The organism is Victivallis sp. (assembly GCF_048170485.1).
Lineage (GTDB): Bacteria > Verrucomicrobiota > Lentisphaeria > Victivallales > Victivallaceae > Victivallis.
The window spans coordinates 1-11,623 of record NZ_DBEXAY010000243.1 but is presented as its reverse complement, the minus strand read 5'-3'; the positions used below and the strand labels follow the sequence as shown (position 1 = coordinate 11,623).

Below are 11,623 nucleotides of genomic sequence, written 5' to 3'. Positions count from 1 at the left end.
TTCGGAAATTCTCCCTATATATTAATCTGTATCTAATAAAGAGACACGGTGGCGGCACCGTTTTTTCTTTGAATATTCTGTATTGAGAAACGATACACAAGACAGGCAGTCAGAGATGGAAATCGCCAGCAAAAGTGAGGTGCTCTACCAGCAGCTCTGCCGTAAGATTGCGGCGATGCGGGATGGAACACCTTTTCCAACCGTGCGGCAGCTGATGGCGGAATATCAGGTCAGCCAGGCGACGGTGAGTCCGGCAATAGCCCTGCTGAAAGAGCGCGGACTGCTCGAGTCGGTGCCGCGGCAGGGGATGTTCGTCCGCCGGGACCGTTCCGGAAATGCTCCGAAGATTCTGATGTTTCACCCGGACTGGGACAGCCCCTATCTGCGGCAAATCCAGCGTGAGCTGGAATGGGCGGCGAAAAAGCACCATTTCAACCTGGAGATCATTCTCTTTGATTATCGCGAAGATATCTGTGCTACGCTCAACAACTACAATGCAGATCTTATCGTGATCGACTCAATTACCAATGACCAGCTTTCACCACTTCAGATCTTTCAGATCAGCCGCGCGGCAGCACCGGTGATCCTCTGTTCGAATGCCGTGCCATTTAAGGAGATACGTTATGTTTGCGGAGATGACGTCGCCGGCGGAGCGTTGGCGGCACGTCATCTCGCGCAACTGGGGCACCGCCGCATCGGGCTGCTCTACTGTGAACCGCATATGCTGACAGTGGAGTCGGCGGTGCGGAGTTTTCAATTCACTGCCTCCTCCTGCGGCTGCAGTGTCACGATGCTCGACTGCGGCATGCATCCCGGCGACGTTCCGGAGCCGATGATCTCCCGGTTTGCCCGTGCCTTCCGGGCGGGCGAGTACGATTTCTCCGCGCTGTTCGCCATTTCCGACTACGGTGCGTTGAAGATGCTCCAGGCGCTTCGAGCGCTGCAGGTTGATGTGCCGGGAGACCTGAGTATTCTCGGCTTCGGCAATGTTGAGATGCCCGGCATAGAGGAGCTTGCCACCATCGATATTTCCAAGCGCAAGATCGCTGAGGCGGTTATGGAAATGGCCGCCAATATCCTCTCCGGGAAGAGCGGGTTTGAAACCCAGATCACCATCATGCCGGAACTGGTGGATCGGCGTTCGCTCTGCCCGCTGCCGGCATGTCGCACTGTATGAAGAACCCGGGAGTTTCCCGTTTCCGTAATATAAACAAACAGGAGGTACCATCATGTCCATCATTCATCGGAAAAGTTCCGGAGACACCGTTCTGTTGTGGAGTCATCGCCGTTCATTTACATTGATTGAACTTCTGATTGTAATTGCGATCATCGCCATCCTTGCCGCTCTGCTTCTTCCGGCATTGAATCAGGCGCGGGAGCGGGCGCGGGAGTCGCAGTGCTCTAACAATAAAAAACAGGCGATTCTTGCACAGGTCCAGTACGCCGGAGATTACAAGGAGTACTTCATCGCCTATCGGTCAGACCCGACTGGCTCCACCACTTTCGGTCTCTGGTCGGCGATACTGTGCAATTCCCCCGATGAGAACGGCAGTTACACTGTCCCCGGCGGCGGGTATATCGGCAAGAAGAGCCTGCAATGCCCCTCTTCGGTGAACCGGGTCGGACCGGAAAATAACGACAACGATTTCTTCTGGCGCAGCACATTCGGCATTGACTGGAGCAATTTCGCCACCGACGAGAGTCGCAGGCGGCAGTTGGGCGACTACATTGTCTGGAATGCAAAGGGGCAACCGGAGCACGGTACGTTCTACCTGCCGAGGATGCGGCAGCCGTCGCAGAGCCCCATCTTCGCCGACACGCATTGCACGAAATACAACACTACCTTTACGCGCTTCTCCTACGGATGGGACCTCGGCGAAGGGGCGGCGGTGTACATGGCGCATAACGGCCGTACCTCTGTCATCGCCTATGCGGACGGACATACTGCCTCGCGTACTCCGGGGGAATTGAAAGATCCTTCGCAGCCCTATTTCTTCTTTGAAGGTACCGTGGTGGTAACTACCGGCGGATTTTGAGAAAACGGGACGATCCCGTAGATCATGGGAATCTGAAATGGCGCGAAATGGCTGCCGGTACGGAAGCTGTCATGTTCGGCGTTCTCCGTCCGGGAGGGGAGGAGCTTTGCGGCATCTGTTCGCGTATCAGCCGGGGAACCGGGTAAAACAGCAGTTTGCCCGGAGGAACCGGATAGAGAGCGGCCGGGTTGATTCGGATGGCGACCGGGCGCGAGTTGAACGGCTTACAACAACCGCTGCCACGTCGCGGTCGGCAATGAGCACGCCCGGGGAGGATGCCGGGGAGAGCTGACCGCGTTTCCGATGAAATTCAAAGCCGTCTGAATCTCCAACTACAAAAGGAAAAACAATTGATGAGAGCCTTGTCTGTCTGTCTGTTGCAACTTGCCGTGGCAAGTTTGCTTTCTGCCGCGAAAATCGAGGTGGAAACCGGTCGTGGATCGCCGATCCATGTCCTGATCCCCGGCGAGGAAAACCGCCTTGGGCTGCGGATTGTGAACGACGGAAAAAGAGAAGAACAGTTCACCCTGAAATATGTGGTAGACAATTACGACGGCAGCAGACTTCATGACGGGGGAGAAACCCGTTTTTCCCTCAAACCCGGAGCAAAACGCGTCATTTCGCTGCCGAAGCCGGAACAGTTCGGAGTCCGTTTCATCAAGGCAACTCTTGCCGGCAACGTCAGCGGAACCATTTCAAAGCGCCTCAGCTATTGTTACATGAAACCATCCGGCCCGACGGCGGGACGGGCGAAAGGGTTTCTCTTCGGCATCTGTGTCCACAGCCAGAGATTTCCGCTGGCGGACCAGGAACGCGAGGCCATGGCGGCAGCCTGGTGCGGAGCAAAAGTGTTCCGCGAAGACATCAGCTGGTGGACAGCCGAACTGGAACAGGGAAAATGGAACTGGTCCCGATTTGATCACCTGGTTGCTCTCTATGGGAAACAGGGCATTGAGCTGCAGGCCCTTTGCGCCTGGCTGCCCAGATGGGTCCTGAAAGAATTTGACCGGACCGGGTGCCCGGAGGAGTGGGGGGAGTTCATCCGTCGTTTCGCCACACGCTATCGCGGACGCGTCCGGTATATGGAGGTGTGGAACGAGCCGGATCTCAATACCTTCAAAGGGAATCCGGAAAAGTACCTCAAACTGCTCCGTATCGCGTACCGGGAGGTAAAAAAGCACGCCCCTGAAATGCTCGTGATGACTGGAGGCGTTTCCGGCATGGTGTCCACGAAACAGCAGACCGCATTTGTGCGTCAAATGCTCCGGGACGGAAAAAATTATTATGACATCATCGCATTTCACGGGCATGGCAATCTTCCGAGTTACCTGACGCACATCAACCCGTTTCTGGCGGCACGAAAAGAGTTCGGAATAACCGCTCCGTGGTACGCCAACGAAACTGCGGAGCCCACCACCTGGTCGAGTGAAGCGGGACAGGCGGTGACGCTTTTCAAAAAACTGCTGGTCAGCTGGGCCCGGGGATCAATCGGCTACAACTGGTACGATCTGCGCAATGATGGAGTGGATCCGAACAATGCCGAGCATAACTACGGAATGCTGACGCAGGACTTCTACCCCAAACCGGTCTATGCAACATACAACATGCTCGCCGGAACCTTTCGCGAAGCGGAGTTCCTTGAAGATGCCGAACCGGGCCGGCCGTTTCAGGCATACTGGTTCCGCTCGCGGGGAAACGGCTATCTGCTGCCGGCCTGGAGTGATGAATCGGGAGAAACACTCCTGGCGATTGCCGGTGACGGAAAGTTTTCCAGGATCGATCTTTTCGGCAACCAGACGCCGCAGACCGCGCTCGATGGAATTACGGCATATGCCGTCGGAGGTCTTCCGGCTGCCTTATACAACAGCGAAACCGAAACGAAGCCGGAAATCCGAGGCAAATTCCTTTCCACGGACGGAGTGTTCAATCTGTTCCCCGGCGAGTTGCGCAACTTGGAACTGGATCTGAGCAATCCCGCGAAATCGGAGCTTCTCTTTCAGATAAAGCTCCATTTGCCCAAAGGGCTTTCCGGATCCCGCACAACGGTGGAACAGCGGGTGTCTCCAGCGGGGCAGTGCCGTCTTGTTCTGCGGCTGCGGGCAGAGCGCAATTTTTGTTCCCTGCCGGATCGCCCGCAGAAGATCGGGGTGGAACTGCGTCTCAGCGCCGGGAAAAGGGTGCTTTGGAGCGGCCTGATGCAGAAAGAGGTCCGGACCGTGACTGATTTGCCGCGCAATAAATTTTCCGTCCAGCCCAATTTCATCCTGAATCACCCTGGCCAGGTCGCCCGGCTAATCCCTTCCGCTCCGGAAAACGAACCGCGCTACTGGAAGGGGCCTGACGATCTCAGCGCCACAGTCAGGCTGGCCGTAAAGCAGAACGCATTGCTGCTGCGGATTGAGGCGACGGACGACGTTCATTGTCAGCCTCACAAAGCGGCAGAAAGCTGGCGCGGGGACAACGCTCAATGTGCGCTGTCGATACCGGGGCAGTCGAGCCGCTGGGAGATCGGTCTTACCCGGCTTGCGGACGGGAAACCGGAAGTGTGGGTCTGGATGGCTCCAAACGGATTTTCCCGCGAGAAAACCGCCGCAAAAATCAAACTGACCACAGCCCGGGATGAGACGAGAAAAACCACCTTCTATCAGGCGGAAATTCCGTTCGAGTCGATCGGTCTTTCCGAACGCATCGGCAGACGCGGCTTCCTGTTCAATCTGCTCATCAACGACAATGACGGCGAGGGAAGGGATAACGCGATATGGATCGCCCCGGGAAATACGGAAGAAAAAGCACTTGGCCGTTTCCCGACAATCCTCCGCTTCCGCTGATCGCCCCTCTCGTTTCGCCTCCGTATGAGAATCAGATCATACGGAGTTTTTTTCTGCCGCTCTTCGTTGTAATACAGTTACGGCAGATCGGACAGGGCGTTTACTTTGACTGCGGCTCAAGATAGATGCCGATGTTCGAGCCGACCGGGCGCTGGTAGCCCTCTTTGGTGTGGCGGTTGACGGTGACCGGAGTCTGTTTCGCTTCGTCCCAGTAGCAGAGGGTGGCGGAGCCGCCGCCATCCATGTTGATCGCATCGGCTGCTCCGGCGTCGCGCAGCATCGCCGCAATTTCCGGACCGGTGGCACCGAGGCTCCATCCTTTCTGCCGGCCGTCGACGGTGATGATGTAGAGGTAGTACCGGTCCTGCGAGAGACCGTAGGCGATGCGCGGCATAGGATTCTTCTCGTAGCCGCCGCCGGGGAGAATTTTCCCGTCGCGCAGAATGATGGCGAATCCGGTGGCCGCGACCCGGATTTTCGAATACTCCTCCTCCGGAACCGAGTCGACGATGTCGACCCTGCCGTCGCGATCGACGCGGAACACCGCCCGGTGCGGACGGCGGTCGCAGATCACCTCTCCGTCGAGAATCCCCAGTCCGGCGGGATTGGCATACTTGTGGGTGAAGGGCTTCCGCCACGGCGACCACGGCGCGGAGTTGGCCGCGACGATCATGTTGAGTCCCTGTTTCCGGCAGTTGAGCATGAAGTCGCGGGTACGGATCCGCTTCGTGCGGATGATCCCTTTCGGGTAGTCGGGCATCGGTTTGCCCCAGTCGGGATCCCGGGCGGTGCCGGTGAAGGTCAGCCCCGGCGTCCGCAGATCGATTCGCATGAGGTTGATCTTCTCCAGTCTCGGTTCGGTGAGTTCGAACTTCAACAGCAGCGCGCCGGTCTGAACCGGTTTCGCTTTGCTCCAGTCCACCTCCAGCGCAAAAAGCGAACAGGCCGTGAGCAGCAGCAGGGTGAAAAGAAGATGTCTCATTGCAGATTCCTCCTATAAAACAGTTTCCTGACGGTCAATAGTGTACTGCTTCGACGGAGAATTTTCCAGTCGGACAACGGGAAAAGTTTCGATTTTATTCCTTGCCCCGCGGCCGGGAAATTCTCTCCCCCGGGCGCGGGAAGACGGAGGGAGCCGGGAATCACTCCAGCAGGAAATTCCCTTGTTCGCTCTGCCGGCGTGTTTTTTTGCGATACGCACCCGGCGACATGCCGTCGCTGGCCCGGAAGGCGGCCGAGAGGGCGATTTTGCTGCTGTAGCCGGTCTGGGCGGCGATTTCCGTCAACGTAAGATCGCTTTCCGCCAGCAGGTGACGGATGCGGTTCAGCCGGAGTTCGCGCAGATAATCCAGCGCGCTCTGGTGCAGGTACCGGCGGAAGAGGCGGTTCAGCATGCTGGTCGAAAGACCGGCCGCCGCCGCACCGTCGGCGACACCGATGTTGGAGAACGCGTTCTCCTGAAAAAAATTCAGCGCCTTCTTCAGTTTGAGATGCGGTACGACAAAGACATCCGTGCTCCGGCGGGTGATGATCGCATCCGGAGCAATCCGTATCGGCTCTTCCGGCAGATGTTCCCCATCCATCATTCTGCGGAGCGTGTCGGCGAGCAGCATGCCGACCTGACGCATTTCTCCGGAAACGTAGGTGGTCGGCACCATCGCGTTCTCTGCAATCAGCGGGGAGACCGAGTTGCAGAGGATGGCGATCTCCTCCGGAACCTTCAACCCGATCTTCTCCAGCACCCGGTAGATGATGTTGAGGTGAATGCGCCGCTTGACGAAGAGCGCGGTCGGTTTCGGGATCTCCCGGAAAAAGCGTTCCAGCGTTTCGAGAATGAGCCGGTAGCTCTCCTGCTCGTTGTAGTAGAGGTTGGGCGCCCAGTAGCAGCGGAAAAGATGCAATCCCCGCTCCCGGGCAAGCTGTTCGAAGGGTTCGCCTGGATCCTGTGCGACGCCGTCGAGCTCTCCCGGCCACTTCCGGTTCCCTGCGATGGCGACGTTTTGAAACCCTCTCGACTCGATGTAGTTGATGACCATCGCGGCCACCAGCGTCGTATCGGTGTGGACCGTGCGGATATTGCCCCGGGGCGGCAGTTCGCGCGACACGATGGGGGTATTCCGGAAATTGGCGATCCGGCGCAGCTCCTCCAGCCGGAGATAGTCGGTGATCACCCCGTCTCCGCTCCAGTCCGGATAGATCGTGCGGGGGGAGTATTCCACCAGCCACCCGTACTCCCGGCCACAGCGGAATATCTCCCGCAGAATATCTTCCTCCATGTCGCAGAAGGCGCAGAGCACATGTTTCATCTTGCCGGCCGTGGTTCCTGAAATAATAACGAGATTCACTGTTTAATGTATCGACAATCGTGGTGAAATCAAGTATACTATAAGAGAAAACAGAAAAAAGGAGGTGATCTCATGTGGAAAGTGTTCTCGTTGTTTCTTCTGCCGGTTGCGGCATTTGCCGCCTCGCAGCCGGAATGGATCTGGAGCAATGCGCAGTTCCGGATCGTGCCGGTCTATCGGGAGTGTTCCGTCCGGAAACTGCCGGACTGCAAATCCGGCATTGAAGCGGTCTACCGCAGTTCGGAGAGCCGCCCCGGGGTCATCGCTCAGCTCCCCACCGCGTCGATCGCTCCGGTCGCTCCGGAGAACATCGATCTCGCCCGTTACGCCGAACTGCGGGCGGAGGTGGAAAATCTCAGTGACCGCCCGGTCCTGCTGGTGGTGCGCATCCACTCCGAACGAGGCCGGGAGCGGCATACGGCGGAACAGCTGGATGTCATCCTTCAGCCGCAGGAAAAGCGTTCCATCTCGGTTCCGTACACCACCATCGCTTCGCACAACAAGATCCGGCTGGAGAAGGTGATGCGCGGTCCGGCGGGGGCGGACTGCAATCCGAACCTCCACCCCCGGGGGCTCCGTCAGGTGGATTTTCTGACATACAATCCCGCCCTTTTCGGCGACCGGGAGTACCATTTGCGCATCACCGACATCCGGTTCGCCGGGACGCCGCCGGTCTACGCTTCCGTGCTGGCCGAGCCGGAGCGGTTTTATCCTTTCATCGACCGGTTCGGCCAGTACATCCACGGCGACTGGCCGGGCAAGGTCCGGGAGGAGGCCGAGATCGCCCGGCGCGGAGAGGCCGAACGCGCCGCGCTCCGGGCTCTGTCGCCGTTGCAGGAGCGGAACCGGTTCGGCGGCTGGACGGCCGGTCCGGCCCGGCGGGCCACCGGGTTTTTCCGGGTGGAGAAGGTTGACGGGCGCTGGAGCCTGATCGACCCCGAGGGGAGGCTCTTCTTTGCCTTCAGCATGAACTCCATCCGGTACAACAACACCTATTACCAGAAGAACCGGCGGAACTGGTTCACCCACACCGACTCCTACGTGCTGCGCAATCTGCAGGCGAAGTACGGGCAAGAGATCTTCCCCGCCGCTCTGGATATGACGCTGGACCGGCTCTCCGCCTGGGGATTCAACACGCTCGGCGGCTGGGCGGATCCGCGCCTCTGCCGCCGCGGGCGGCTCGCCTATACGCCGGTGCTGCTCGACAATCTCCGGATTGCCCGGATTCCGGGGATCAAATTCTACGACGCCTTTGATCCGGCCTTCGCCGCGGCTCTGGATGAAGCGTTCCGCACCGAATGGGCCTTCTCGGTGAACGATCCCTACTGCATCGGGTATTTCGTGCAGAATGAGCTCTCGTTTCAACCGGCGGATATCGGCAGGCAGCTGGCAATTGCTCCGCCGCAGCAGCCCGGGAAGCGGGAGTTCCGGCGCCTTCTGGAGCGCAAGTACTCCTCGATCGACGCGCTCAACCGTGCATGGAAATCGGATTTCCGGACCTTCGACGACTTTATGGCCGCCCGCAAGGTGCGGTTCGACCTCCGCTCGGCGCTCCCCGATCTGCGCGCCGTTACGGATCTCATGGTCGAACAGTATTACAAGGTGTGCCGCGACGGGGTCCGGCGCAATGCGCCCAACCATCTCTATCTGGGGTCGCGCTTCATGCCGATTCTCTCGGCCGACTGCCGCATCGCCGGAATCGCCGCCCGTTACTGCGACGTGATCAGCATCAACAGCTACCTGCTGCGGTATGGGGATCTTGCACTGCCGGGGCTGACGATCGACCGGCCGCTCTTCCTCTCGGAATTCTCCCTCCGCGCGGACGGGAACGGATTTTTCGGCCGCCAGCAGGTGCGCAGCCAGAAAGAGCGCGCCGCCGGACTGGAGCGGCTCTTCGGCGAGATTCTCTCCAATCCCCGCCTGGTCGGCGCGGCGTGGTACTGCTATCAGGATCAGACGGTGACCGGGCGGGATTCCAAAGGGGAGTGCTATCCCTTCGGTTTTGTGGATATCACCGACACCCCCTATGAGGAGATGACCGCCGCCTCGAGAAAATTGAGTGAAACCATGTATGCCTCCCGGTATGGAAACGCGAAGGAGAATCGCAGATGAAAAAGACGCAATTTACTCTTATTGAACTCCTTATCGTAATCGCAATCATCGCGGTTCTCGCGGCGATGCTGCTGCCGGCATTGAACCGGGCGCGCGCCATGGCGACCCGGACCACCTGCATGAACAACCAGAAGAACCTGGGCAACATGATCCGGTTCTATCTGGATGAAAACCGGGAACTTCTGTTGTACTACGCGTATGGCAACAGTGAATATTCCAGCTGGAATGTGGTGATCAAGGGCCGGGAGAACGGATACTGCCGGCCGGAAACGGACCCGCTGTTCTACTGCCCGTCTCTGCGGGACAAGGCGAAGGACAGCGCCCACACCTACGGCGGCTTCTATCCGGACAGCACCGCCTCGACGATCACCAGCGCCTATCCCACTTATTACAGCAAACAGACGAAACTGGACGGCGTCAACTGGAAGGCGATCAACTATCGATTGTTCCGCTCGCCCTCGATGGCGATGGTGCTCGGCTGTTCCCGGTCGGAAACCCGGACTCCCAATTCACAGTGCTACATCGGTTCGGATAAAAGCATCGGCTACGCGGCAATTCATAACGAATACGCCAACATCCTCTATGCGGACGGACACGCCGCCGCGCCGGTGCAGGAGAGGTACGCCGAACAGATCCGGCGGGTGTGGCAGGATGCCCATATGACGGAGCCGCGGGTTTTCGCCTTCCGGAAGGAGGCGTGGCAGCCGTTTTAAACGGCTCTGAAAAAGAAAACGTCCGCAGTAGAATCGCATGCGGACGTTTGAAACGAGAGGGCGACCGTCTATTTCGCCGGCGCCTGAGCCGCTTTGGCCATGAATTCGACGGTGACCGGTTTGCCGGCCTCCACCTGAATGGCGCGATAGAGGCGGTTGTCGTGGTTGACGGTCATGCCGGCCGCGCCGTCCGGGCCGCCGTCGGCGAGGTACACCGGATTCCGGGCAACGTTGTAACCGGTCGGAATTTTCTGACCTTTCCGCTCAAACACCTGCTTGAGATCGCTGTTCGAAACCGGTTTGCCGTTGATCGTGAGCCGGCTTACCGTCAGCCAGTTGCGATCTTTCACCTTTTTGGCGGATTGTCCGCAGAGAGCCAGGATCACCGTGCCGGACTTCTGCGGCGTGAAGACCAGCTTGCAGGAGCTCCACTCGGTGCTGACCGGTTTGATGCCTGCGGTGGTCAGCCGATACGGCCGGGTGGTTTCATCGCCCCAGTTCTGGATGATTGTCCGCACGCCGTTTTCGCAGCTGCCCGGAGTAAGTTCTATCTTGCCGCTCTTGTCGGTTCCGGTGATGTCACACCGCGGAATGGATGCCGCAAAAAGTGACGCGGCCGCCGCACTCGTGAGGAGGATCGTTGCAAACAGTTTCATGACGGACTCCTTTCCTGTTCCTTTGCTGCCCACTTGCTGTCACCGGTTGTTATCGGCAACAGCACAACAATATTGTAATATAGAGCTGTGTTACGGTTTGTCAAATCGCCGGAGAGAAAAATTTTCGGGATCGTTCCGGGCAGCTCCTCGAATGATCAAAAAAAATGTCCGCCGCGGTTGCGGAGGACATTTTCTGGAATTGCCGGAGTTGGCTTATTTGTTCGGGGTTTCAATCGCCTTGGCCATATATTCGATGGTGACCGGCTTGCCGGCCTCCACCTTGATCGTGCGGGTAAGACGGCTGTCGTGATTGACGAGCATGGCCGCCGCACCGTCCGGACCGCCGTCGGCGTCATACTGGGTCTTGCCGTAGGCCCAGAAGCCGTTCGGAATCATCGTGCCTTTGCGATCGGTCACCTCCTTCAGGTCGGCATTGGAGACCGGCGTGCCGTTGACGGAGAGCTTGCTGACCGCCAGCCAGCCGCGCTCTTCGGCGTTTTTGGCCCACTGACCGCCGATGGAGAGATACACGTTTCCGGAGGTTTCCGGGGTGAAGACGAACTTGCAGAGCGTCCACTCCGCGCCGACCGGTTTGGTGGAGAAGGCGGAGAGACGGCAGGGACGGGTCTCAGCCGGCCCCCAGCCCTGCGGAGTTACCCGCCAGCCCTCGGAGGTTCCGGGCGTGAGCTTGACCTTGCCCTCCTTGGTGACGCCGGAAACATCACACCGGGGAATGGACGCGGCAAACAGCGATGCGGTGGTCACGGCGGAGAGGAACAGCGTTGCGAACAGTTTCATGACGGACTCCTTTCTTGCGTTGATGAAATCAGCACCATGGCGGCGCGAAAGATGGTTCCCCAACCGGCGCACCAGGCACATAACGAATAGTATAATCATTTTGTCCATTCTTGTCAACCTGCCGGGCGGAGAAAT

At 58.6% G+C, this 11,623-nt stretch carries 9 protein-coding genes; 5 read left to right on the top strand and 4 right to left on the bottom strand.

Annotated elements, in window-relative coordinates:
• The first annotated feature begins 115 nt into the window (after nucleotides 1-115).
• The 3 genes from ACMLHG_RS12790 (at nucleotide 116) to ACMLHG_RS12780 (ending at nucleotide 4,864) form a co-directional block, all read left to right on the top strand.
• Nucleotides 116-1,177 carry a GntR family transcriptional regulator gene (locus ACMLHG_RS12790; RefSeq protein ID WP_417170734.1) on the top strand — a complete coding sequence of 354 codons (1,062 nt, stop codon included), beginning with the start codon at nucleotides 116-118 and terminating at the stop codon, nucleotides 1,175-1,177.
• Nucleotides 1,178-1,229: 52 nt separating this feature from the next.
• Nucleotides 1,230-2,036, top strand: a complete 807-nt coding sequence (locus tag ACMLHG_RS12785) for a prepilin-type N-terminal cleavage/methylation domain-containing protein (RefSeq protein ID WP_294437136.1) — start codon at nucleotides 1,230-1,232, stop codon at nucleotides 2,034-2,036.
• Nucleotides 2,037-2,389: 353 nt separating this feature from the next.
• Nucleotides 2,390-4,864 carry an endo-1,4-beta-xylanase gene (locus ACMLHG_RS12780; RefSeq protein ID WP_417170733.1) on the top strand — a complete coding sequence of 825 codons (2,475 nt, stop codon included), beginning with the start codon at nucleotides 2,390-2,392 and terminating at the stop codon, nucleotides 4,862-4,864.
• 100 nt (nucleotides 4,865-4,964) lie between these two features.
• Here the strand turns inward: ACMLHG_RS12780 and ACMLHG_RS12775 are convergent, their stop codons facing one another.
• Both ACMLHG_RS12775 and ACMLHG_RS12770 read right to left on the bottom strand, forming a co-directional pair.
• On the bottom strand, nucleotides 4,965-5,846 hold the full coding sequence (locus ACMLHG_RS12775; protein ID WP_417170732.1) for a phosphodiester glycosidase family protein: 882 nt from the start codon (nucleotides 5,844-5,846) through the stop codon (nucleotides 4,965-4,967).
• Nucleotides 5,847-6,006: 160 nt separating this feature from the next.
• Nucleotides 6,007-7,170: a helix-turn-helix domain-containing protein gene (locus tag ACMLHG_RS12770; RefSeq protein ID WP_417170731.1), complete on the bottom strand. Its 1,164-nt coding sequence runs from the start codon at nucleotides 7,168-7,170 to the stop codon at nucleotides 6,007-6,009.
• 111 nt (nucleotides 7,171-7,281) lie between these two features.
• Between ACMLHG_RS12770 and ACMLHG_RS12765 the strand changes: the two genes are divergently transcribed.
• Nucleotides 7,282-9,321 carry a beta-galactosidase gene (locus ACMLHG_RS12765; RefSeq protein ID WP_417170730.1) on the top strand — a complete coding sequence of 680 codons (2,040 nt, stop codon included), beginning with the start codon at nucleotides 7,282-7,284 and terminating at the stop codon, nucleotides 9,319-9,321.
• On the top strand, nucleotides 9,318-10,034 hold the full coding sequence (locus tag ACMLHG_RS12760; protein ID WP_295808633.1) for a prepilin-type N-terminal cleavage/methylation domain-containing protein: 717 nt from the start codon (nucleotides 9,318-9,320) through the stop codon (nucleotides 10,032-10,034). The genes ACMLHG_RS12765 and ACMLHG_RS12760 overlap by 4 nt, the downstream gene beginning before the upstream one ends.
• A 68-nt stretch (nucleotides 10,035-10,102) precedes the next feature.
• On the opposite strand, the gene ACMLHG_RS12755 is transcribed toward ACMLHG_RS12760, so the two are convergent.
• Complete coding sequence (locus tag ACMLHG_RS12755) at nucleotides 10,103-10,690, bottom strand: hypothetical protein (RefSeq protein ID WP_417170729.1); 588 nt, start codon at nucleotides 10,688-10,690, stop codon at nucleotides 10,103-10,105.
• A 213-nt stretch (nucleotides 10,691-10,903) separates the two neighbouring features.
• Complete coding sequence (locus tag ACMLHG_RS12750) at nucleotides 10,904-11,488, bottom strand: hypothetical protein (RefSeq protein WP_417170728.1); 585 nt, start codon at nucleotides 11,486-11,488, stop codon at nucleotides 10,904-10,906.
• Nucleotides 11,489-11,623 lie beyond the last annotated feature (135 nt).